The organism is Prosthecodimorpha staleyi, from assembly GCF_018729455.1.
GTDB classification, from domain to species: Bacteria; Pseudomonadota; Alphaproteobacteria; order Rhizobiales; family Ancalomicrobiaceae; genus Prosthecodimorpha; species Prosthecodimorpha staleyi.
Window position 1 is genome coordinate 367732 of the sequence record NZ_JAHHZF010000002.1, and the last position, 23750, is coordinate 391481.

Sequence of the window (23750 nt, forward strand, 5' to 3'; positions counted from 1 at the left end):
ATCCCGGCATCCGTTGCCGGGCCGACCGGCCGTGCGTTGTGACGGCTGCCGGATCGGCCCTGCCCGCCGCAATTTCGCGGCCGAGCACCAGCCTGTGACGTTCATCACACCCGGTGATTTCGCTCCGGGTTAATGAATCGTACGTATGCAACGCTTGCCGTAGCGGTGCAATTCGTATCCAATTGTATGCGTGCGAGAAGCGCCCCTCGGGCGGTTCGAACTGGCGAGCCGTCGGCGGTTTGCGGTGCACGAAGCGGGACGGCATGAGGGACGGCTGACATGACCACGATCGGTTTCTCGCTGGGCGGCCAGTTGGCAGCGTCTGCCGGCCATTCCGAACATTCCGGCTACGAAGTACTGACGACGGCGGCCTCGCCCGACAAGAAGAGCACCGGCCTCTTCGACGCGGCCCTCGACCGAGCGGTGAGCGGCAGCCAGACCACAAAGGTTGCGGCCGTCGATGCGCCGAAGCCCGTCGCCGGCGCAGTCGCGACCGATTCCGTATCGACCGCCACCGGCGGCATGCGGCTGAGCCAGCTTTTCGGTGGACCGGGCGGCGCAAGGCCGGTCACCGGCCAGCCCGGCGCCGCACCGGCCCTGAACGGTCAGGCGACCACGGGTGCCCGCCCGGTTGCCGGCCAGACGGTCAACGGTCAGACGGCGATTTCGCAGACCACCCCGACGCCGACATCGGGAACCGCCGCAACGACGGATCGCGAGCGCGCCCGGCGCGCCCTCGAACTCGACGCTCCGGCGGCCAAGACCACGGTGCCGGCCGAGGGCAGCGGCGACGCGATCATCGAGGGCATGCAGAAGCTGCGCGGCGTGTTCGACGCCCGCGAGGCGCAGCTCGGCAAGCTGATGTCGCACAGCCACATGGACGTCAACACCATGATGGCCATGCAGATGGAACTGGTGCGTTTTTCGCTCCTGGTCGAGGTCACGTCCAAGCTGACGGGCAAATCGACACAAGCCTTCGATACTCTGATGAAGGGCCAGTGATCGGCCCGGCTCCGACAGTTCCGACCGACGAAGTGGTGCCGCCTTGCTGTCCAAGTTGCTCTTGCGCGTCTGTGTCCTCATCGGTGCGCTGGCTCTCGCCGGCTGCCAGAACGACCTCTATTCGAACCTGACGGAACCGGAAGCCAACCAGATCCTGGCCGTCCTGATGTCCAACGGCGTTCAGGCCGAGAAGGTTTCCGTCGGCAAGGAAGGCTTCAAGATCACGGTCGAATCCAAGGACATGCTGCGCGCCATCGCGCTGCTGAAGGATACCGGCTATCCGCGCAGTTCGCGCGAATCGATCGGCAAGGTGTTCCAGAAATCCGGCATCATGTCGTCGCCGTTCGAGGAGCGGGTCCGCTACATCTATGCGCTCGGCGAGGACGTGGCGCAGACGCTGTCCAATATCGACGGCGTGGTGACGGCGCGGGTCCATATCGTGCTGCCCGACGCGCCGCAGCTCGGCCAGCCGGTCAAGCCGTCCTCGGCGGCGGTGTTCATCAAGCATCAGCCCGGCGTCGACCTCGACTTCTTCGTGCCCCAGATCCGACGCCTGGTTTCGAGCGCGATCGAAGGCCTCGAATATTCGGCCGTGACCGTGGTGCTCGCCGACGCGCAGCCGACCAAGGTCGCCACGCCCGGCCCGGAGGCGGCGCAGTTCACCGAGGTCGTGCCCGGCGTTTCGATCAAGACGGCAGACGCGACCCGCTTCTGGCAGATCGTGTCCGGCACCGGAGCCCTTATCGCGGCCCTCTTGGTCGCCCTGATCGCCAGCCTCGTCGCCTATGCACGCAAGGGCCGGTCGCGCCGCGACGGGTCCAACGCGCTGGTCGAACCGTCATGAGCGGCCGGCCGAACGGCCGCTCCAAAGTCCGGCGCGGCAGGCAGGGCGGCAGCGATGCGTGGCGGCAACCGAGCCCGGCAGGCGGGCATCGCCCGGCCGAACCGAGGACCGACCGGTGACGGCCGCCGCAACCGACATCAAGGCGCTCGGCCCGGCGATCCGGTTCGCCGATGCGATTCTGCGCCCGATCGGCCGCATGGACGTCGACGCGTTGGCGATCGCCCCGTTGCCCGGCTCGGACATCCGCGCCCTGTCATCTCATCCGGCCTTCGCCGCGCCGATCAACCGGGCGATCCGCCAGCGCTTGCGGCTGACCGACAATCCGGTCTCACGGGCGACCGTCGATCGCCTTCTGACCCAGCCGAAGAGCCGGCTCGCCCTGCTCTTTGCCACCGAGCGCGCGATCGAGGTCGACAGGGCGTCCCTGATCTTGGCAGCGACCGTGCTGCACAAGCGGATCGCCGGCATGCTCCTGAAAAGCGACCGGATCGCGGCCCAGAAGGCGCTCGGCAGCGACGCCTTCGCGGTCGCGGTTCACGAGGCGCCGTTCATGCATGCGAGTCTCGCCGAACTCGACCGGCTGCCGGCGGAGTCCGACATTCTGACCACGGCGCCGGATGCCGCACAGGGGCGGATCGATGCGGTCAACCGCTTCGGCCTGCATGTGGCGCTGAACTATGTCGAGGCCGTCGAGCCCGAGATCCTGCCCTTCGTGCTGGCCCGGCTGCATGCCGACGCCGCACCGGCCGGCCGGCGCGACGCCGTTGCCGCGCTGCAGCCCGGTCATGTCGACCACATCGTGAAACTCATGCGCCGGAGGCTGCCGTCATGGTCGGCTATTATCGGCTGAAAGAACTCGGCTTTCGTCTCTCCGCCGGCGCCCATGTGCTGCGCGGCGGCGATGTCGAGCCGCTTGATGCCGCCACCGCACTCCTGAAGGCCGCCGAGCAGGAAGCCGAGCGCATCCGCCAGGAGGCGCGCGACGCCTATGCGGCGGAAAAGATCCGCGGCTTCGAGGAAGGCCTCGAACAGGCCCGCATGCAGGCGGTCGGCCGCATCGTGGAGGAAAGCCGCGTCCTTGACGACGCGCTGCGCGACATCGACCGCGATCTGACCAATCTCGTCATCCATGCGGTGCGCAAGCTGGTCGACGGCTTCTCCGACCAGGACAAGGCGGAGGCCATGGTGCGGGCGGCGCTGAAGCAGATGCGGCGCGAGAAGCGCATCCAGCTCTCGGTTGCCCCCAGCCAGATCGAGCATTTTCGCCGCTCGATCGGCGACATCAAGGCGAGCTTCCCGGAGATCGACCTGGTCGATGTGGTCGAGGATCCCTCGCTCGATCCGCCGCGCATCATCGTGGAATCGCCGGTCGGCCGCGTCGACGGTCATTTCGCCCAGCGGCTCGACGAACTCGAGGCGATCCTGCGCCGCAGCGCAGTCGTGATCGCCGAGGAGGATGCCGCGGAGGGGATGCCGCGATGAACGACCTGCCCCGCCCCCCCGGTCGCGGCCCCGAGCGCGAGCGCAAGAACCGCATCCGCGCGGCGCTGAAGCGCATGCCGGCCGTGCTGGACGAGCGCGTCGGCGAGTTCCGCCCGTTCGGCCTGACCGGCCGGGTACGCAAGGTGGTCGGCACGATCATCCATGCCTCGGTGCCGGAGATCCAGGTCGGCGAGATCGTCGAGCTCTATACCCGCCAGACCGGCGGCCGGCTAATGGCCGAATGCGTCGGCTTCCTCGACGACCAGGCCCTGCTGTCGCCGATCGGCGAGACCCAGGGCGTGTCGCCCAAGACCGAGGTGCGCCTGACCGGCCGCGTCCAGTCGGTCGCGGTCGGGCCCGGCCTGATGGGCCGCGTCATCGACGGGCTCGGCAATTTCGTCGACGGGCTCGACCGCCCCTTCGAACCCGAGACCCACTATCCGGTCTACCAGAACCCGCCGGACCCGATGAAGCGACGGGTGATCGACGAGCCGATCTCGATGGGCGTGCGCGCGATCGACGCCATGCTGACGGTCGGCGAAGGCCAGCGCCTCGGCATCTTCGCGGCGGCTGGCGGCGGCAAGTCGACGCTCCTCTCCATGCTGGTCAAGGGCGCCGCCGTCGACGTAACCGTGATGGCGCTGATCGGCGAACGCGGCCGCGAGGTGCGCGAGTTCATCGAGCACGATCTCGGCCCGGAAGGCATGGCCAAGTCGATCATCGTGGTGGCGACCTCCGACAAGAGTTCGATGGAGCGCGCCAAGGCGGCCTTCATCGCCACAGCGATCGCCGAATATTTCCGCGACAAGAACCAGCGCGTCCTGTTCCTGATGGACTCGGTGACCCGCTTCGCCCGTGCGCTGCGCGAGATCGGCTTGGCCGCGGGCGAGCCGCCGACCCGGCGCGGCTTCCCGCCGTCGGTCTTCGCCAACCTGCCCAAGCTGATGGAGCGGGTCGGCATGAACGACAAGGGCTCGATCACCGCCATGTACACGGTGCTGGTCGAGGGCGACGACATGAACGAGCCGGTCGCCGACGAGACGCGCTCGATCCTGGATGGCCACATCATCCTGTCGCGCAAGCTCGCTGCCGGCGGCCACTATCCGGCCATCGACGTGCTGACCTCGAAGAGCCGCGTGATGGACAAGGTGGTGCCTAAGGAGCACGTGCTGATGGCCCGCAAGGTGCTGTCCTGGCTCGCCACATATGCGGACGTGGAACTGCTCGTGAAGGTCGGCGAATACAAGAAGGGCAGCGACCCCGATTCCGACATGGCGATCGCCAAGTACAAGCCGATCAACCAATTCCTGCAGCAGCGCACCGACGAGTTCGACGCCTTCCAGACCACGCTCGACAAGCTGAAGGCTCTGACCCGATGATCGGCCAGCTCAAGACGCTCCTGCGCGTCAAGCAGCTCAAGGAGGACCAGGCGCTGCGCACGATGCAGAAGAAGCGCCAGGACCTGCGCGACGCGCAGACCGCCGTCGACGAGCGCCGCGGCGTGATGGAGGAAAGCCGGCGCACCCTGCGCGCCCGCGAAGACGCCATCTATCAGGAGATCATCGGCACCCGCACCAATGTCGACGGCATCGAGGAGACCAAAGGCAAGGTTCTGCGGCTCGAGGCCGACCACCAGATCCTGGTCGACGACGTCGAGCGCGCCCGCCACGTCATGCTGCGGATCGAGAAGGAATTGCAGGAAGCGACCTACATCTACAACAAATGCGTCAAGGACCGTGACAAGTACCAGATCCTGACGACCGAGGTCGGCGCAACCATCGCGGCGGAACTGGGACTGGCCGAGGAGAACGAGATCGAGGATCTGTTCTCCCGCAAGAGGGAGCAACCGGCATGAGCGAGATCGCCAATTCCGGACGGGGTCCCTTCGACCAGGCCCGCGAAGGCCTGCAGCAGGGTCTCGACTCCCGCACCCGCGCCGGCGCGGACGCCAATGCGCGCATGAACACGGGCGGCGATCGCCGCCTGTCGGACCGCCTCGCCATGGCCGATCGCGCCAAGGCCTTCGGCGCCCGCATGGCCGCAACCCGGCGGCCCGGCGATGCGGAGGCCGAGACGCGCGATCCGGCGCAGAAGACCGACGACGCCGCGCGCGTGCTGGCGACGGCACAATGGTCCGGCGGCCTGGCCGGTCCGCCGCCCGATCCGCTGGCGCAGGCGATGCCCGAATTCCAGTCCCAGGCCGGTCGCCGCGCCGCCGAGGCCGGCGCCATGGCGGAGACCGTGTCGGCACGCATCGAATCGGCGCTCGCCGCCGATCTGGGGCGCCGGCCGGGCGATCCGATCGCGCTGCGGCTGCAGATGGCCGATGCCGGCTGGGCCGCCGTGGCGCCGGCGGGCCTGCGCGAACTGCAGGTATCGATCACGCCGTCGAGCCTCGACATCCTGCTCGTCCGCGCCGGCCACGAGATCGACCTCGCCCCGGCCGCGGCCGAACTGGCCGCCGCGCTGGCCCGCCGCTTCGAGGGCCGCCGGGTGACCATCCGAGAAAGCGTCGTCGCCGACCGGGACGACGCCGTGGCGGACGGCAGCGGCCTCTCCGCCTTCTCGAGCCTTTTCGCCGGCGGGAGCGCGCGCGCATGACCCAGGCCTTCCTGCCACCCGAACTCGGCATGAAGCTCGACGAGGCCAAGCTCTGGACCGCCATCCTGAGCTATGCCGGCGAGCCGATCCGCCTCGGCACGGCCAATGCGGCGCTGACCTTCGAACTGGCCGAACGCCCGGCACCGGCCGGCGCGGCGCTGATCGTCGAGGGGGCCGAAGGCGCCAAGGCGCTGATCTCGCTGACCAGCTTCCCGTTCAAGGCGCTGTTCAATTCCGACCTGCAGCCGGCCGAACTGTTCGACCTGCCCGACGGGCTGCGCGGCGCCATCCTCGAAGGCATCGTGGCGATGATCGCCGGCGCCCTGCCGGCGCATCGCGCCGGAGCCCTGCGGCTGGCCGGGACCGGATCCGTCGGCGGCCTGTCCGACCGACCGGAGATGAAGCGGCTGCGCTGGTTCGCCGTCAGCCTGCGCGGCCTCGCGCCCGAGCCGATCACCTTCGATTTCGGGGTCGATCCGGTCGTTCTGGGCCGCGCCCTTGGTTCCGGCACCTTCGCAGCGCGTCCGGTCTGGTCCGATCTGAAGACGCGACTGACAGCCGAGGTCTCGCTGGCTCTCGGCGCCATCGACCTGCCGGTCGCCGAGGCCCGGGCCCTGCGTCCCGGCGATTTCGTCGTGCTGGCCGAATCCGTCGGCCGCACCGCCGTCCTGCATGCCGGCGATCTGGCCATCGACCTCAAGGCCGAGAACGGCCGCTGGACGGTGACCGCTCGTCGCACCGAGCGCCGCTGGCGCGCCGAAACCCGTTCCGGAGCCTCGCGCATGTCCGACAACCCCTCCGCCGGCGGATTGACCGTCGCGCTCGATTTCGACCTCGGCCGCACCACGGTTCCGATCGCCGATCTGGAATCCTGGCAGCCCGGCGCCATCGTCGCCCTCGATCTGCCGGCCCCCAAGGAGGGGCTGGAGATCACCGTCCGGGCCAACGGCGAGGTGATCGGCACGGGCGATCTGGTCCGTCTCGACGACCGCGTCGCCGTTCGCCTGACCCGGCTCAATCTCTCCCGATAGGCCGGACCGGCCGCGCATCCGACACCCCTTTAAGCGCCGTGCGGTCCCTCGGACGGCACTCCGCTCCCGAGACCACCCGCGACGAGGCCGTTCGTGACGGATCCGCTGAATCTGATCATCGTGCTGGCGCTGGCCGCGCTGGTGCCTTTCCTGGCCGTGGTGGCGACCGCGTTCATCAAGCTTTCGGTCGTGTTCCTGCTCGTGCGCAACGCGCTCGGCGTGCAGTCGATCCCGCCCAACATGGCGATGAATGCGCTGGCGATTATCCTGGCCGGCTATATCATGACGCCGGTCATCGTCGAGACCTACGACATCCTTTCGGCCGGCCAGTATTCGGTCAATTCGGCCGAAGGCATGCGCCGCGCCTACGAAGACGGCAAGGGTCCGCTGGTCGGCTTCCTCAAGAAGCATGCGGCCGAGCGCGAGAAGCTGTTCTTCATGGAGGCGGCCAAGTCGCTCTGGCCGCAGAAGCTGGTCGACCGGATCGATCAGGATTCGCTGGTTATCGTGCTGCCGGCCTTCACGGTCAGCCAGTTGCGCGAAGCCTTCGAAATCGGCTTTCTGCTCTACCTACCCTTCATCGCCATCGACCTGATCGTCTCCAACATCCTGCTCGCCATGGGCATGATGATGGTGTCGCCGCTGACCATCTCGCTGCCCTTCAAGCTGTTCCTGTTTGTGATGGTGGACGGCTGGTCGCGGCTGATCCTCGGCCTCGTGAAGACCTACATCTGAGGGACGGACCATGACCCCTGCCACGGCCCTGCATGAAGTCACCGAGGCCATGATGCTGGTCATGCTCCTCTCGATGCCGCCGATCGCGGTCGCCTCCTTCGTCGGCATCCTGGTCAGCCTGATCCAGGCCCTCACCCAGATCCAGGAACAGACCCTCTCCTTCGCCATCAAGCTGATCGCGGTCGCAATCACCATTGCGGGCATGTCCGGTTTTCTTGGCGCCGAGATCCTGAACTTCACGCTGAAGCTCTTCAACGACTTCCCGAACCTGACCTGACGCCCCGATGGATGTGCTCCGCTCGCTCTGGTCGATCTACGATCAGGAGATCATCGCGCTCCTGCTGACCTGGCCGCGCATCCACGGCTTCCTGGCGACGTCGCAGATCTTCACCGCCACCTCGGTGCCGCGCCTGTCGCGCACCGCGACCGTCTTCGTGCTTGCCCTGCCGGTCCTGCCGGTGAATTTCGACTACGCGCTGACCATCGAGCGAACACCGCCGGTCTTTGCGATGCATTTTGCCAAGGAATACGTCATCGGCTTCCTGCTCGGCTATCTGGTCGGCTGGATCTTCTGGGTGGTCCAGTCGGCCGGCGCCTTCATCGACAACCAGCGCGGCGCCGCCATCGCCTCCAGCGTGGACCCGCTGCACGGGCACGAGACCAGCCCGATCGGTAACATGTTCAGCCAGGTCTTCCTGACCTATCTATTCATCACCGGAGCCGTGCTGCCGATCTTCGGACTGCTCTATGCCTCCTACGGCGCCTGGCCGGCCGACCGCGCGGTCCCGCTGATCTCCGACCAGTTCCCGAAGATGCTGCTGCTGATGTTCGATCACGCCTTCCGGCTGATGTTCGTGCTGGCGGCGCCGATCATCGCGATCATGTTCATGGCCGAATTCGCGCTCGCCATGGTCAGTCGCTTCGCACCGCAGATCCAGGTCTTCATCCTGGCCATGCCGATCAAGAGTGCCCTGGCGATCTTCGTCCTGATCTTCTACTTCAGCATCTTGATGCCTTATTCGGCCAAGCAGATGCTGACCATTCCGGGAATGGCCGATACGTTCTACAATATGCTGAAGGTTGGCGAGAAGATCCGCCAGCTGCAGCCTCCGGGAGGCACGGTACGGCCATGAGCGAAGGCGGCGAAAAAACCGAACTGCCGACACCCAAAAAGGTGCGCGACGCGCGCGCCAAGGGTCAGGTCGCCCGCAGCCAGGAGGTGGTCACGACCATCTCGCTGCTGTCGGTGATCGCCTATCTGTGGGCGACCTCGCAGTCAACCAACATGCGCCTGATCGCCTTGATGAACGACATCGCGCAGCTGTCCACGGGCGACTTCCGCACCAACGCCTATAACGGCATTTCGATCGCCTTCTCGGAAAGCGTCGGCATCATGATGCCGGTGCTCGGCGTCGCCATCTTCTCCGCAATCGCAGCCAACTACATGCAGTTCGGCAGCATCTTCGCGCTCGAGAACCTGACGCCCAAGCTGGACAAGATCAGTCCCGCCCAGGGATTCAAGAAAATCTTCTCGATGAAGAACCTGATCGAGAACCTGAAGTCGGTCGCCAAGATCATCTTCCTCTCGATCCTGCTCTATTTCGTCGTGCGCGATTCGATCGGCGCCTACCTGACCGCCCTGCCCTGCGGCCTGACCTGCCTCGCTTCCGTCGCCAGTCTCTACATGGGCAAACTGTTGGCCTACACGGCCTTCGCCCTGATCGTGGTCGCCCTGATCGACTTCGCCTATCAGCGCCACACCTATACAAAAAGCCTGATGATGTCGAAGGACGAGGTGAAGCGCGAATACAAGGAAAGCGAAGGCGATCCCCACATCAAGGGCCACCGCAAGCAGCTCGCCATGGAACTGATCATGGGCGACGGCGGCCACCAGGCGCGCAAGTCGAGCGCCGTCGTGATCAACCCGACCCATTTCGCGGTCTGCATCGCCTATCGGCCGGACGACCTGCCGCTGCCGATGATCGTCGCCAAGGGCCGCAACCTGCAGGCCCACTATCTGCGCACCGAGGCCGAGCAGGCCGGCGTGCCGATCTTCCGCAACGTGCCGCTGGCGCGCGCGCTGTTTGCCGATTGCGATCCGGGCGAGTTCGTGCCGGACGAACTGTTCGACGCCATCGCCGAGGTGCTGGCCTGGGTCGAGCGCAACAAGGAGACGCTCTACAAGGGGCCTTTGCCCCACGGCGTCATCGACATGGAAGCCGGCGACCACCGCGTCACCGAAGGCGTCGCACACCGGATGTGACGCCGGTCACGGTTCCGATGGGGACCGAAGCGCCGGCGGACCGGCCCGGCGGCGCGGCGCGCCTCATCGGGAGGCGGTCGCGGCGTGAACCGCCGGGGACGCGTCCTCGACGGTCGGAACCGGCGCTCAGAACCGGCTCGAAGCGACCCAGTTGATGGCCGGATCGAACACCACCACGGCATTGCCGTCCTTGATCTGGACCAGCGCACCGAGTTCCGAGACCGAGGCGATGCGGGAGGCCGTGTCGAGCGAGGTGCCCTCCGGCAGTTTGCGCCCGTCGCGGGTCTGCACGTAGCGCTCCGGCCCGATGCTGACACCGGTGATGTCGAGCGGGAAGGCCGCCAGATCGCGCACCACGAAGCGCACGAATTCCGGATTGCGCCGGACCTCGTCCATGTAGAGCGAATTGTCGATCACCGAGGCCGGCTTGTCGCCCGCCGTCTTGCCGGCAACCGGCTTCGCGCTTGCCGCGCCGTTGCCCGAGGCGCCGTTTCCGGACGCCCCATTGCCCGACGGGCCATTGCCGGACGCGCCGCTGCCGCCGTTCGACGCCGGTGCAGCGGTGGTCGCCGCCGCCGGCGCCTTGCCGAACGCCGCACAGGCCGCGACACCGCGCGGATTCATCGCGGTATCGATCAGCACGCGCTGTTCGGCCTGATCGAAGCTCGCCAGCGACAGATCGGTCGAGACGCTGAGGAGATCGAGCCAAAACAGCGAAGCCGTCAGGCTCGCGGTGGTCACGCGCGCTCCCGGCCAGCAGAGCTGCTCCGGCCCGGCCCGCTGCTCGCGTAGGGCCGCCAGATAGACGGCGGAGACCCGGCCGCCTTCGGTCGGCGCCGTGGTGCCGCCCGGGCCGGCCCAGCCGACCTTGGACAGCGCATTGAGCGCCGCGGCGAGCGTGCCGGGGCTGAAGCCATTGCGTTCCGGCAAGGTGCCGCCTTCGCGCCAACGCTCGATCAGCGTGCGCGCCTGATCGCGCAGGCGTGCGCCGTCGAGGGCCGCCGCCGCGGTAATCGCCTCCGGAACCGGCGCCGTCCCGCCGCCCAGGCTGCCGAGGCCGCCGGCCCCGCCGACGCGCGGACCGGTGCCGGGCCGGCCGTCGCCAGGCCGACCGGGTCCACCGGCCTGACCGCCGGGGCGCGCCAGTCCGCCATTGCCGTAGAGCGTGTTGAAATCGTAGCGGCCGGACTTGATCTGCTCCGGATCGATCAGCAGTTCACCCTCACCGGCCTTGCCGCCGATCACGAACGGCACCACCGGACCGCGTTCGCCGTTCTCGGCCTGCACCTGGACCAGCGAGCGCAGGCCGATATCCTTGGCGAAGCGCGCCGAATAGGACTGCATGAAGGCCAGCCAGGCGTCGAGCCGGGTGGTCGGAACGATGCCGCTCGCCTCGATCAGATCCTTGTCGAGACGGAACAACACGAACGGATCGATCTGGTTCTGGCGTCCGAGCCGCTCCACGTCGCGTAGCAGAATCCGCGCCGTGCGGATGCGGTTGTCGAGGGCGCGAATGCCGAGCACGTTGTCGCGCAGCAGCGCCACGAACTTGTCCGCCGTCTCGGCGTCGAGCACCACGCCCTCGATGGCGACCTCGCCGTTGCCGGTGACCGAACTGGTCAGCGCAAGCTGGCGCGACTTGATCAGATTGTCGATCTCGTTGCGCAGCGAGGCGAGCACCCAGATGCGCGGATAGGCCGCAACGTTGGTCTTCTCGATGGCGTTGGCCAGGGCCCGGCGTTCGACCTGGGTCTCGACATAGCCGTTGACGTAGATGGTGCCGTCGACTTCCCGCCGGATTTCGATCGGGCGGCCGAAGGGGAATTGATTCAGCGCATCGCGCAGAATCTCGACATCCGAGCGCTGGTCGACCGCCACCTGCTTGCCGACCTTGCCGTAGTGCTCCCAGACATACCAACCGCCGAAACCGAGGGCCGCGATGACCGCGACCCACGGCAGGGCCGAGCGGCCGCCGCCCTCGTTGCGCGGCCGCGCCTGGCCGGCCGCCTTGGCGCGGGCGAGCGGGTCCATGCCCTTTTCGGAATCATCCTCGGCGATCGTCGACCACTTGGCCGTCGGCGGCCCGAGCGCGAATCGGGTCGTGCCGGCGGTGATCACGTCGAGCGGCTCGACCTCCTGCCAGTCCTGGTTCCCGGCCGCGACGATCAGGCCGTTGGCGGTCCGGAACGAGCCGGCGCCACCGGCGATCTGGATCTTGCCGACCGCGACGCGAAGCTTCAGGTGCCCCGGTCTGAGACTGACATCGACCAGCTGGATATCGTCGTCCGGACCGGATCCGAGCGCATAATCCCCCGGCGTCAGCGATACCTCGGCGCCGGATTGCTGCCCGTTAAGGATCTTGAGGATCGTCCGTTCCGACTCCGTACCGTCCGCCATGACGCTCCGCCGTGCCAATCCGCCGCGCCGTCGCCGCCCCGCCGGGGCGGCGCTCAGGTCACAAAGTCGCCGTCCCGATCGGTTGGCTGCGCAGCGCGGGCGAGACTACAGCCCCGGCCCCGCGCCGCAAAGGGCGACCGGTCCAATTGTACGCAACACTTATCGGCATTTCCAATGACAGATGTGCCGTTCGGCACAATCGTCCGACCGGGATCGGCTAACGTCCGATCCGTCAGCCCCCGCGCTGACCGACCGGGTCATCCCACGCGGTGACGCCGGACCGAAACGCCGGGCGTTGCCGGCACCCCGCTCCGTTGCCCATCGGTATCACCCGAACGGCTTTGTGCTGCATGAGATTGCGCTGATGCATGCAAGCGTCGTATACAATGCCGAGACCGCTCCGGGAGGCTGCAGCCGCCCGGGGTGGCTATGCGACGTGAGGGGGCAGGTCGCCGACGGGCCGCCGGAGGGCATGGATGTCTCGAGCGGATACCGAGTTCGCATCGATCGGCAACGAAGCGAAGGCGGCCTTGCAGTCGGCTCTGACGTTGCGCAACTACGGCAACAACGAATTCATATATTTGCAGGAAGACGACGCCGAGCAGCTGTACTTCGTACGCGCCGGCCATGTCCGCCTGTCGCAGCTCCTGGAAGACGGCTCTGCGATCCTGTTCGCCATCCTGCCGCCGGGGGAAGCCTTCGGCGAATTGGGCGTCTTCGAACGCGGCCTGCACTGCGACATGGCGACCGCGGTCGGCAGTGCGACGGTGGCGAGCGTTTCGGCACGCACATTTCGCAGCCTCGGCCAGCGCCATCCGGAGCTCGATCAGGCCCTCGCGCGCCTCGTGGCGCGTCGCTACCGCTCCTATATCGAACTGACCCGCAATCTCAGCCTGCGCAGCCTGTCGGCGCGGCTCGCCCAGGCGGTGCTGCGGCTCGCCGACGGGCTGGGCACGCGAATGCCCTACAAGGGTCGGGACTGCGCCTGCATCGGCTCAGTCGTCAACCAGACCGATCTCGGCCTGATGGCGCGCGGTGCCCGCGGCAACGTCAATCGCGCGTTGAAGAGCTGGGAGCGGTCCGGCTGGATCGTCACCCAGAACCGTTCCATCATCATCGTCGATCGCAACAAGCTGGAACTGCTTGCCCTGCAGGAGGACGAATGAGCCCGACCCACCAGCCCGCACAGGCCGTTCTCCCCGATCTCCCGTTCGGCATGACGGAGATCGAGGAACGGTTGCGCGGCCCGGAAGCCTCGGCGTTCCGAGAGGAACTCCTGGAACTGCTCGACCGCGCGGCGATGGCGGTCGAGGAAGATCTGTCGGCGGGACTTCCTCCCGCCGACTACACCCGTGCCACGTCTCTTTCCCGTGCGCTTGCGGCGGCAAAAGAGATCGTGTTAGCTTTTCCTTCAACTTGACCTCTCGGGGAGGGGAACCTCATGACGCAGACCACAGGCTCGGCCCTCTGGGTCGACACGCTCACCAACGGCGGCAACAACGGCGCGCAGTGGATCAGCGACTATGTGAACCGCGACGGCTTCGACCTGGTCTGGCGCCAGCGCTATCTGTCCGAACAGATGACCAAGATCGAGGACGACATTCGCGCCATCGAGCAGAACGCGAACCTCTCGGACACCGAGAAGATGTTCTCCATGCAGATGGCCATGAACACCTGGTCGGCGATCTCGAACCTGCGCACCAATGTGCTCAAGAGCGTCTCCGATACGCTGAAGTCGATCGCCCGCAACGTCGCGTGACGCTGTTGCCGGGGCCGTCACTCGACCGGCACATCATGCCGGTTCTCAAGTGATTGCGTCGACTGTCATGAGAATGTCAGGCCCGTCGGCAGTGCCGGCGGGCCTTGTTCTGTGCGGGAACCTATCGGTGGGCTGACAGCCGGCGATCCGGCACTGTGACGTGCGTCACACTGCACTTGCCTGATCTGGCTATTTTGACCCGAACACCCGTCCGAGACAGCGGAGAAGGTTCTGGTGGCCGGTCCCCTCGAATCCATCAGACAGACGATCGCCACCGAGAACGTGATCTCGCCGGTCGGCGTCGAAGTCATGCGCGAGGTGCGCGGAGAGTATCGCGGCGAACGGGTCGCGACCACCGACGAGGCCTCCAAGCTTTCCGACGCCGCCGAGGAGATCGGCATGTCGGTGGCCCATCGCGCCGACAAGAAGTCGCTCGGCCAGCGCGAAGTCCGGCAGGGGCGCGGCGCCAATCTGGAGGCCCTCGCGCGCATCGCCGACTATTACGACAAACTGCCCAACATGCCGCGCGAGGACGCGCTCAAGGCCCTGATCGACCAGTTGCAGACCTTCGAGGATCTCCTGGGCGAGGCCGGCGGCGGAGGCGGAGGGTCGGTTTCCAAAGAGGACATCCTCGCCGCGCTGCAGAAGTTCGACGGCGACGTGACGCACCAGTACGCCGCCCTCGACATGGCGCTGGAATATTTCGGCACCACCGATGTCGGCGAATCCTTCATGGCACTCCTGGAGGAGGCGCGCGGCGATTTCGAGCGCGGCGATCTCGGCCGAGACGTGCGCGCCGGCTTCGCGGCCGCCGAAATCGCCGAACGCGAGGCGGCGACGCTGGAGACGGATCCCGGCAAGGTGCGCGACACCTACCGCCAGATGCTGCGCGAATCCGGCAATATGGGCCAGTTGTTCGACCAGATCGCCAAGTTCGACATCTCGAAGAAGTTTGCCGAGATTTGCGAGGTCTTCCGGGAGATTGCGGGCCGCGACATGAACATGACCGGCCCGTCCTCGGATCCGACCTTCCTGCACGGCCTGCTGACCGAAATCTCCAAGCTCAAGAAGCTGCAGACGGTGTTCGAGTCGAGTCGAGAACTGGTCGACAAGACCGAACGCATGTTGCCGGCCGCAGGCCGCGGCATCGGCTCGCCCGAGGAAACCACCAGCAAGCTTCTGAATTTCGCGGCGAAGATGGCGACCAGCCTGACCGACGCGCGGGGGTTGCTCGGCAGCTACGAAAAGGCCGGCCCGCAGACGCAGGTCGTTTTCGCCAACGGGCTGAAGCTCCTGCACGCCCAGTTGCCGGACGACCTCATGCCGTCGATGCAGGCACGGCTTCAGCAGGTCAGCACCTTGGGGACCCTTCTCAACAATCTCGTCGCGGAAGAGGAAGCCGCCTACGAGGAGGAGATGGAAGAGAAGGATCGGGACAAGGATGTCCGCGACAAGCGCAAGCGTGACCAGGAGCGCAGCAACTGATGGCCAGCCTTTCCAGCGCAGCCCTCGTCACGGTCGAAACCTTCGCGGGCGCCATGGGCTTGCCGGCGCGGGCCTCCCCCGACGGCAGCTACGCCTTTCGTTTCGCCCGATCCGGCACCTTGTCGATCACGCCCGCCTCGGACGACCGGGTGGTCATGAGCCTTGCCTGGATGCCCGAGCGCCGCGACGCCTCCGGCCCCCGGCAGTTGCTGGCAGCCGCATCGCACGATCCGGCGACCGGACGGTATCTTCATACCGGGATGGCCCCCGACGGCAGCTTCGTGGTGGCCGTCAACCTCGATCAGCGCCACCTCGACCTTCCGACACTCGACCAATGGCTGCGCCGCCTGCTCGATCTGCGCAGCGCCTTCGGCTGATGGTTTCTTTCGCCAATTCAATGTCTTGATGGACCACCCCCGGAGGTTTGACGTGCTCCTGGCCCTGCCGTGCTGCCGCCGATTGCGCGACCGTGTGTCGTTCGGGCAATGGCTGCCCGAAATCTAGTATGCAATCCGTAGCCTGCCGTAGAAGGGCAGGTGCGATCTGTTAGTATCGAATATGTGAATCGGGGTGAGGCCTGGACCGAATGTCGGGATGGGGTGTGGAATTGAGGCGCGCCGGACCGATTCGGGTCCCGACCGAGGGGGTCGGGGACGGCACGGCTCGGACCGATACGGCATTCGCTCCCGAGCGGGAGGAATCCGGCCGATCTGTTGCGTCTCCTGCAGCCAACCGGCCTGCGGGAGGCCGCCTTCGATCCCTGTTGTCGCGGCTTGCCGGATTGACGGGCGGATGGAGCCGCGCTGCGGGCCGGCCTTCGGCGGCGTCCTGGGGCCTTCTCGCCGTCGTCGCGCTGGCGCTGCCCGGCTGTTCCAGCATTCGCGGCGATGCGTGCGCGGTCGGGCATACCGAGGGCGTCGAACGGGTCGACGACGGCGCCTGCAACGGCGGCTTCCTGTCCGCCCTCAATCAGCGCACGACGCTCTTCGGCGGCGACGACAACCCGAAACTCTATACGGGCGAAGCCGCCCGGCGCGGACCGATCGTCGACACCAGCGTGGTCAATGCCCGGCGCAGCGACAAGTATCGCCCGATCGTCGGCTATATGGGCAGCGTCCGGGTCGAACTGGCGGCAGCCCAATCGGATGCCGGTATCCAGAACGACCTGCTCGATCTGCGCAAGGCCGGCTCCAACCTGCAGAATCCGGACGACCGCGTAACGGTGTCCTTCGAGAATGCGACGCTCGACTTCTTCCTGAAGCAGATGCTGGGCGGCGCGCTCGGTGTCAACTATGTGGCGCCGCAAGGCCTCGGCGGCAGCGTCACCTTCAGGACCGAGCAGCCCGTGCCCAAGGCGCAGGTGCTGCAGATCGTGCGCGACATCCTGGCCCGCGACGGCTTCGTCATGCGTCTCTCCAACGGCGTGTTCCAGATCGGCCGCGGCGACCAGATGGCGGCTTTCGAAGCCTCTACCGCAGCCAGCCGGATCGGCGATACGACCACCCGCGTCGTCCGGCTGCGTCGCGGCTCGGCGCCGGAATATGTCCAGTTTATCCGCCCGCTGCTGCCCGACTACGTGCAGATCGAGGCGACCAGTTCGCCCGATTCCCTGTTGCTGCGCGGTCCGTCCCAGGATCTGCAGAAGCTGGAGGAGTTGATCGGCACGCTCGGCGCCAACGGCCTCGGCGACGACCGGGTCGCCATCATCCAGTTGCGCCAGTCCGCCCCCGAGGTGGTGGCCGCCAAGCTGATCGAATTCTATCGCACCCGCACCACCAGCCAGGTCGATCAGGTCACGATCGTGCCGCTGGAGAACCAGCAGTCGCTGCTGGTCGGCACCCGCGATGCCCGCCTGATGGAAGGTGTGCGCCGTCTGATCGCCGAACTCGATCGCGACCTTTCGGACGAAGTCAGTCTTCGCATCATCCCGCTCGAATATCTCTCCGCCGATCAGGTGGCGCAGCAGCTGATCGCCATCCTGGCCGGCAGCGGCCAGGGCGGCAATCGGCAGGGCTCCAAGGTTCAGGACGGTTCGAACCGCGGCGGCGGTGGGCAGGGCCAGGGGTCCGCTGCGGCCGCCATGGCGCCGCGCGTCCAGCAGTCGACGCCGGAATTCGACGAAGACGGCAACAACGTCACGGCACCCGGCTTCGCCATGGGCGGGGGTGGCGGGGGCGGCGGCAGCCGACGCGGCAACGGCTTCGACCAGCCCGATTCCAACGGCGGCAACGGCGGTGGCGGCAATGCCGCCGGCCGGCCTGGGACCGGTCAGGGCAGCGTGGTCGTCGGCGGCACGGAAGCCATCCGCATCGCGGCCGACACGCGCAACAACACGCTTCTGATCAACTCGAACTACACCATGTTCAAACGCGTCAAGGAGGTCGTCCGTGCCCTCGACGTGCCGCAGGCCCAGGTGGTGATCGAGGCGACCGTTCTGGAAGTGACCATCAACGACCAGCTGCAATACGGCGTTCAGTGGTTCCTGCAGGCGGCGGGCATCAACATCCGCGCCTCCGCGGACCCGACCGCCCGCGATCCGGGCGGCTCCGGCGGCGTCGCGACCGCGACGGCGACCATCGGGCAATCCGATATCGGCGTGGTGATGACCGCCCTGCAGGGCGTGACCAACGTCAAGGTTCTGTCCTCGCCCTACCTGACGGTCGTCGACGGTTCTTCGGCCCGGCTGCAGATCGGCGACCAGATCCCGTTTGCGACGCGGACGCAGCAGTCGAACAATGTCGGCAACGTCACGGTCACCCAGCAGATCGAGGTCAAGGATACCGGCATCATCCTGGAGGTGACCCCGAAGGTCCGCTCCAACAACGGCGTGCTGTTGGCGATCAATCAATCGGTTTCGAAACCGCAGGATACGACCCTCAACGGCAACGTCACCCCGGTCATCTCGAACCGCCAGATGAAGTCGGACATCCTGGTCCAATCCGGTCATACTGCGCTGCTCGGTGGCCTGATCCAGGAACGGCACGACAAGACCGAGTCCGGTGTCCCGGTTTTGAAAAACGTTCCTTATTTGGGCGAGCTGTTCAAGCAGACGTCCGACACCGTCGGCCGCGTCGAGATGCTGGTGATGATCACGCCGCGCGTGGTGCGCCGGACATCCGAAATCGACAACATCACGCGCATGCTTCACAAGACTCTCTATCCGAAGAACATGCCGCGCTGACGCAAGCGCGGCCCGCCGAGCGGAGGCCCGAGATGCGTCGCTCCGTGTTGGATGGCTCCGTGTCCGATGGCTCCGTGCCCAATGATCGACCGACCGATCCCATGGGGTCTTGGCGGCCAACAGCCCGGTGCCTCGCCACCGCGGCCTTGTTGCTGTCGGTCGGCGCTGTCTCTGTCCGTGCGGACGAGGCCGAGGCCGCAATGGATGCATATGTGCAGTGCCTCGATCAGCGCTATGCGGCGCTCGTAAAGACCAGTTGCGAGCCGGCTACGGTGCTGGTCACCGCCATGGTCACGGGTTGCAACGGTTTGCCGCAACGCCGTCTCGAACAAGCAATCCTACCATTCCATCGCTTCTTCGAAGAGATGAAGATCACCATGATGGGCATCCGCGCCGCGCAGAGTGACCGCCTCCTGACGCGCGTGATCGAGTATCGGGCGGCCAATCCCTGCATGTCGCGCTGACCGCCGTCCCGGACCGCACCCGGCATGGCAGGCCGGCGCCGGAGGCGATTCACCGGGGCTTCGGCACCATCAGACTGGCGGCGGGACGGAGACAAGAACCAAGCTCGGCAATGCCGCCACACGGTCCGCGGAATGCGGCCCCCTCACTCAATCGCGGCGGCGGCTGGAGCCCGTTCGGCTAGGCTCGAAGCCGGCGGGGACATACGGCCGGAACGCGCTCTTTTCACTGCCGCAATCCGGGCAGAGCCAGGAGGCGTCGAGTTCGGCAAAGGGGACGCCGGCGCCGGCAATCTCGTCGTAGATGTAGTAGCAGCCGCGGCATATGAAGCGTCCCCCGGGCGAGGGCGTGGGCGGGAGAACGGCGGCGGCTTCGGCCGGAGCGGCGCTGCCACCGAGGCCGGGCACCGCGAGCGGATCGCCGACCACCACCTTGCCGCTCTTCTGGGTCACCAGATAGACACCGAGATCCTTGTGGCCGAACCGGGCGCGCAGGGCGCCGGGAATGTCCATGTCGCGCTTGCCCGTCCGTGGGTTGACATTGGTGGCGCCGCACCGCCCGTTGCGCCGGTCGACGCGGAACACCGCATCGCCGAGGCGGATGTCGCTGCCGACCAGGTCGAACTCCTGCCAGGGGCGCAGGCCGTCCACGTAGAAATTGGCGCGGAAGCGCAAGGGGTCGAGCGGGCGGCCCCAAAGCTCCTCCAACGCGCGCAGCGTCGCCAGATTGATCAGGGAGATCACGCTGTCGGGCTTGTCCATGAAATGGCCCTGCCGGCTCTGGACCAGATGCGGCGCGTTGCCCAGCGTTGGCACCAGATCCTGGACGAAGCGCTCGAGGGCGCGGCGTCCCTCGTCGATCCGCAGATCGGCGCGGAAGACCTCCTCGCGCTCCGACGACGCGCGAAACACCAGACTGTCCGGGTCCAACTCGGTGCGCACCTCGGCCAGGGCCTCGTCGATCATCAACATGACGAACAGGCCCTTCTTGGCCCATTTCGGATCGTATCGGTCGATCGGGACATTCGGCCGGGCGAGCGCGAAGATGCGGTCGAACGGAAAGGGCTTGCCCGCCTCGAGCGTGATGCCGTTCACCGGCTGGGCGCTCATGCCCTTGATGGGATAGCGATAAATACCGCGGACGATCTGCATGGGATCCTCGGACAGCGCGTTCGGGGCCGACACTGCCCGAGCCGGCGGGGCGGCGCGTAGGGCCGGCTTGTAGCGATTGCGGGGAGCCGGTTCGCTGCGGGGAACCTGCGACAGAGGCTCGGAGACCAGGAGTTCCGACAGAAAGCCCGGGCTGCCGTCGAGCTTGTCGTCGACCAGGTCGGACAGGCGGGCGATGCCCTGCTCGATCTGCCGGGGCGCCATCGCCGCATAGCCGAAGACGATCCCCCGGCGGGCCAGCGCGGTATCGAGCCCGTCATAGGCGCCGGCGGATGCCAGCGAATAAACGCCGAGCCGCGCCTTGCGCGCCATGGCTTCGAGGGTCGCGGCAGGGGGCACGCCGGGCGGCAATTGCCAGCACATATGCAGGCCGGCGCCGGTTCCGGCCAGGTCGACATCGCCGAAATGGCGCCGCAACGCCGTGATGGCCGTGTCGCGCGCCTCGCGATAGTGCCCGCGGGCACGAAGCAGATGGGAGACGAAACTGCCCGAGCGGACGAGCTCTGCCAGGACGTGCTGGTCCAACCAGCCGTTGCCGTTGTCGAGGAGCGCCTTCACGGCCACGGCCGCATCCGCCAAGGCCGGCGGCACCACCAGGTAGCCGAGCCGCAGACCCGGACCGAGCGATTTCGAGAAGGTGCCGACATGGATGGTGCAATCCGGCGCCATCGCGGCGATCGGCGGCAGCGGCGACCCGTCATACTGGAAGTCGCTATCGTAGTCGTCCTCGACAATATAGGTGCCTTGCCGACGCGCCCAGGCGATGAGGCCCTCCCGGCGGGCCATGGAGAGCGTGGCGCCGGTCGGAAACTGGTGGCCCGGTGTGACATAGGCGAGCGTGGCCCCGACCTCCGGCAGGCGGGCCGTGATCAGCCCGTCCTCGTCGACAGGAACGCGATGAACCGCCGCACCCGCCGCCTCGAACGCGAAGGTGGCCCCCTGGTAGCAGGGATTCTCCACCACGACCGGCGTGCCGGGCTCGATGAAGAGCCGGGCCGCGATGGAGAGCCCCTCCTGGGCGCCGGAGACGATCACCACCAGGCCGGGATCGGTCGCGATGCCGCGCCAGGCGCCGAGATGGTTGGCGATCGCCGCACGCAAGGCGGACAGTCCCGCCGGATCGCCATAGTGGGTCATTCCCCGCCGGAGCCCGCCGGAAACGGCACTCTGCATCAGCCGCCGCCAGGTCTTGACCGGGAAAAGCGCCTCGGCCGGCCGGCCGGGATAGAAGTCGAAGCTGAGCCGGCTGCTCTGGGCGTCGTTCAGCCGCTGCACCCTCGGCGGCACGCGCGGCCGCGCGCGCCCCGTCATGGGCGTTTCGATCCGCATCGCCGGAAGGGCCGGCGACAGGGCGGGTCTTGCCTGGGGGGCGAGAACGAAGATCCCGGCGGCCGGCCGGATGCTCACCAGGCCTTCATCGTGAAGCTGCTCGTAGGCACGGACCACCGTATTGCGGGCGACCTGCAACTGATCGGCGAGCCGCCGGGACGAGGGCAGACGCGAGCCGACGGCGATGCGGCCATCCTGGATGCCGGTTCTGATCTGCGCGACGATCTGCACGGTGAGCGTTTCCGCGCCGGTGCGATCGAGCAGGATCGTCACCTGGGCGGCATATCCCCGCAGGCCCTCGGCGGCGGACGGCGCGGAAATGGGACGCAGATCCATGGCCATGATCCGTTGCGTGAAGGCCGCCATGGGACCAGTTTGCCCGCAGCCGGTCCAGGGGGGCGAACCGTTGGCACCCAAGCTTTGTCGACGACTGGCACCATGACCGGCCCTGTCCCGGCGCGGCTGCCGCTTGGCGCGTCAAATCGGGGCTGTCGGCGCGCGATATGACCAAGGCTTGCGCAAGGACGATGTCCCCGGGCACGCGACGCCGGGCCGGATCTGGACGCCTGTGATCCTCCGCGGTCGGCTCTGATGCGCCGGGCGCTTCCCTCCCATCCTTCAGGCAACCGGGAGCCGGGCGGCCGTCATGGATGGCCGCGGTCTCGGTAATGGTCAGAAGGAGTGACACATGACCCTGACACGCCGCACTTTCGGCAAGAGCCTTGCCGCGCTGACGCTTGCGACAACGCTGTCCGGTCCAGCCCTCGCCGAGGAGACGATCAAGATTGGCGTCCTCCATTCGCTCTCCGGCACGATGGCGATCTCGGAGACGATCCTGAAGGACCTGATCCTCTGGCAGGTCGACGAGCTCAACGCCAAGGGCGGCCTGCTCGGCAAGAAGATCGAACCGATCGTGGTCGACCCGGCCTCGAACTGGCCTCTCTTCGCCGAAAAGGCCCGCGATCTGATCGAACGGCAGAAGGTGGTCGCCGTCTTCGGATGCTGGACTTCGGTCAGCCGCAAGTCCGTACTGCCGGTGTTCGAAGAGCTGAACGGGCTGCTCTTCTATCCGCTCGAGTATGAGGGCGAGGAAACGTCGAAGAACATCTTCTACGGCTCGTCCGTGCCGGACAACAAGGCGATCCCGGCGGTCGAGTACCTCATGTCCAAGGACGGCGGCAGCCATACCCGCTTCATTCTGGAAGGCACCGACTACGTCTATCCGCGCACGTCCAACAAGATCATCCGCGCCTTCCTCAAGTCCAAGGGCGTCGCTGACGAGGACATCCGCGAGAATTATACGCCGTTCGGTTTCTCCGACTGGCAGACGGAGGTTGCCGCCATCCGCAAGTTCGGCTCCTCTGGCAAGAAGACCGCAGTCATCTCGACCGTCAACGGCGATGCCAACGTGCCGTTCTACAAGGAACTGTCCAACCAGGGCGTCAAGGCCACCGACATTCCGGTCATCGCCTTCTCGGTCGGCGAGGAGGAACTGAAAGGCCTGGACACGTCGCAGCTGGTCGGCCACCTGGCCGCCTGGAGCTACTTCCAGTCGATCGACACGTCGCAGAACAAGGATTTCATCGCCCGGTGGCGAGCCTACAAGAAGGATCCGAAGCAGGTCACCAACGATCCGGTCGAATCGGCCTATATCCTGTTCAACCTCTGGGCCCAGGCGGTGAAAAAGTCCGGCTCGACGGAGGTTGCGGCCGTCAGCAAGGCGATCGTCGGCGAAAGCGTCGTCTCGCCCGGGGGCAACACCGTCACCATGAACGCCAACCATCACGTGACCAAGCCGGTGCTGATCGGCGAGGTCAATGCCAGGGGGCAGTTCGACATCGTCTTCCGCAGCGCGCCCATCGCCCCGAAGCCCTGGAGCCCGCATCTGCCGGAAAATGCCAACCGCCAGTGACGGGATCGGCCGGCATCGTCCCTGGCGGTCGGCCCCAGGGGCCCGGCCGCCAGCAGCGACGCCGGGGGGGGGGGGGGGCCGGGGGGCCGGCCCCCGCG

Annotated in this window: 22 protein-coding genes; 20 read left to right on the plus strand and 2 right to left on the minus strand. The window is 67.0% G+C overall.

Going from position 1 to position 23750, the window contains the following annotated elements:
• The first annotated feature begins 279 nt into the window (after positions 1-279).
• The 12 genes from sctI (at position 280) to sctU (ending at position 9958) form a co-directional block, all read left to right on the plus strand.
• Positions 280-1002: a type III secretion system inner rod subunit SctI gene (gene sctI / locus KL771_RS04695; protein WP_261967391.1), complete on the plus strand. Its 723-nt coding sequence runs from the start codon at positions 280-282 to the stop codon at positions 1000-1002.
• Between the two features lie 43 nt (positions 1003-1045).
• Positions 1046-1846, plus strand: coding sequence for a type III secretion system inner membrane ring lipoprotein SctJ (gene sctJ / locus KL771_RS04700; RefSeq protein WP_261967392.1), 801 nt, complete (start codon positions 1046-1048; stop codon positions 1844-1846).
• A 115-nt stretch (positions 1847-1961) separates the two neighbouring features.
• On the plus strand, positions 1962-2696 hold the full coding sequence (locus tag KL771_RS04705) for a hypothetical protein (RefSeq protein WP_261967393.1): 735 nt from the start codon (positions 1962-1964) through the stop codon (positions 2694-2696).
• On the plus strand, positions 2675-3328 hold the full coding sequence (sctL, locus tag KL771_RS04710) for a type III secretion system stator protein SctL (protein ID WP_261967394.1): 654 nt from the start codon (positions 2675-2677) through the stop codon (positions 3326-3328). Before KL771_RS04705 ends, sctL begins: the two co-directional genes overlap by 22 nt.
• Complete coding sequence (sctN, locus tag KL771_RS04715; protein WP_315901477.1) at positions 3325-4707, plus strand: type III secretion system ATPase SctN; 1383 nt, start codon at positions 3325-3327, stop codon at positions 4705-4707. Before sctL ends, sctN begins: the two co-directional genes overlap by 4 nt.
• Positions 4704-5183 carry a type III secretion protein gene (gene sctO / locus KL771_RS04720; RefSeq protein ID WP_261967395.1) on the plus strand — a complete coding sequence of 160 codons (480 nt, stop codon included), beginning with the start codon at positions 4704-4706 and terminating at the stop codon, positions 5181-5183. Before sctN ends, sctO begins: the two co-directional genes overlap by 4 nt.
• On the plus strand, positions 5180-5929 hold the full coding sequence (locus tag KL771_RS04725) for a hypothetical protein (RefSeq protein WP_261967396.1): 750 nt from the start codon (positions 5180-5182) through the stop codon (positions 5927-5929). Before sctO ends, KL771_RS04725 begins: the two co-directional genes overlap by 4 nt.
• Positions 5926-6960: a FliM/FliN family flagellar motor switch protein gene (locus KL771_RS04730; RefSeq protein ID WP_261967397.1), complete on the plus strand. Its 1035-nt coding sequence runs from the start codon at positions 5926-5928 to the stop codon at positions 6958-6960. Before KL771_RS04725 ends, KL771_RS04730 begins: the two co-directional genes overlap by 4 nt.
• Before the next feature lie 93 nt (positions 6961-7053).
• On the plus strand, positions 7054-7695 hold the full coding sequence (gene sctR / locus KL771_RS04735) for a type III secretion system export apparatus subunit SctR (RefSeq protein ID WP_261967398.1): 642 nt from the start codon (positions 7054-7056) through the stop codon (positions 7693-7695).
• A 10-nt stretch (positions 7696-7705) separates the two neighbouring features.
• The gene (sctS, locus tag KL771_RS04740; RefSeq protein WP_054358293.1) at positions 7706-7972 is read left to right on the plus strand and encodes a type III secretion system export apparatus subunit SctS; all 267 of its coding nucleotides are present in this window, start codon (positions 7706-7708) and stop codon (positions 7970-7972) included.
• 7 nt (positions 7973-7979) lie between these two features.
• Positions 7980-8828: a type III secretion system export apparatus subunit SctT gene (gene sctT, locus KL771_RS04745; RefSeq protein WP_261967399.1), complete on the plus strand. Its 849-nt coding sequence runs from the start codon at positions 7980-7982 to the stop codon at positions 8826-8828.
• A complete protein-coding gene (sctU, locus tag KL771_RS04750) occupies positions 8825-9958 on the plus strand; it encodes a type III secretion system export apparatus subunit SctU (RefSeq protein WP_261967400.1) in 1134 nt (377 codons plus the stop codon). The genes sctT and sctU overlap by 4 nt, the downstream gene beginning before the upstream one ends.
• Before the next feature lie 126 nt (positions 9959-10084).
• Here the strand turns inward: sctU and KL771_RS04755 are convergent, their stop codons facing one another.
• Positions 10085-12355 (minus strand): FHA domain-containing protein, encoded by a 2271-nt coding sequence (locus KL771_RS04755; protein WP_261967401.1) that lies wholly within the window; start codon positions 12353-12355, stop codon positions 10085-10087.
• A gap of 476 nt (positions 12356-12831) precedes the next feature.
• On the opposite strand from KL771_RS04755, the gene KL771_RS04760 reads away from it, so the two are divergent.
• The 7 genes from KL771_RS04760 (at position 12832) to KL771_RS04790 (ending at position 19244) form a co-directional block, all read left to right on the plus strand.
• Complete coding sequence (locus KL771_RS04760; protein ID WP_054358297.1) at positions 12832-13521, plus strand: Crp/Fnr family transcriptional regulator; 690 nt, start codon at positions 12832-12834, stop codon at positions 13519-13521.
• Complete coding sequence (locus tag KL771_RS04765; RefSeq protein ID WP_261967402.1) at positions 13518-13775, plus strand: EscE/YscE/SsaE family type III secretion system needle protein co-chaperone; 258 nt, start codon at positions 13518-13520, stop codon at positions 13773-13775. The genes KL771_RS04760 and KL771_RS04765 overlap by 4 nt, the downstream gene beginning before the upstream one ends.
• Positions 13776-13796: 21 nt before the next feature.
• Entirely contained in the window at positions 13797-14114 is a 318-nt protein-coding gene (locus KL771_RS04770) for an EscF/YscF/HrpA family type III secretion system needle major subunit (protein ID WP_083463442.1), read from the plus strand.
• Between the two features lie 234 nt (positions 14115-14348).
• Positions 14349-15599 carry an HrpJ domain-containing protein gene (locus KL771_RS04775; RefSeq protein WP_054358299.1) on the plus strand — a complete coding sequence of 417 codons (1251 nt, stop codon included), beginning with the start codon at positions 14349-14351 and terminating at the stop codon, positions 15597-15599.
• The gene (locus KL771_RS04780; RefSeq protein WP_261967403.1) at positions 15599-15976 is read left to right on the plus strand and encodes a hypothetical protein; all 378 of its coding nucleotides are present in this window, start codon (positions 15599-15601) and stop codon (positions 15974-15976) included. The genes KL771_RS04775 and KL771_RS04780 overlap by 1 nt, the downstream gene beginning before the upstream one ends.
• 386 nt (positions 15977-16362) lie before the next feature.
• Positions 16363-18780: a type II secretion system secretin GspD gene (gene gspD / locus KL771_RS04785; RefSeq protein WP_261967404.1), complete on the plus strand. Its 2418-nt coding sequence runs from the start codon at positions 16363-16365 to the stop codon at positions 18778-18780.
• A gap of 32 nt (positions 18781-18812) precedes the next feature.
• Complete coding sequence (locus tag KL771_RS04790; RefSeq protein WP_261967405.1) at positions 18813-19244, plus strand: hypothetical protein; 432 nt, start codon at positions 18813-18815, stop codon at positions 19242-19244.
• Between the two features lie 147 nt (positions 19245-19391).
• Here KL771_RS04790 and pdxR read toward each other — a convergent pair whose 3' ends face one another.
• A complete protein-coding gene (gene pdxR, locus KL771_RS04795; RefSeq protein WP_261967406.1) occupies positions 19392-22076 on the minus strand; it encodes a MocR-like pyridoxine biosynthesis transcription factor PdxR in 2685 nt (894 codons plus the stop codon).
• 352 nt (positions 22077-22428) lie between these two features.
• On the opposite strand from pdxR, the gene urtA reads away from it, so the two are divergent.
• Positions 22429-23652, plus strand: coding sequence for an urea ABC transporter substrate-binding protein (gene urtA, locus KL771_RS04800; protein WP_261967407.1), 1224 nt, complete (start codon positions 22429-22431; stop codon positions 23650-23652).
• Positions 23653-23750 lie beyond the last annotated feature (98 nt).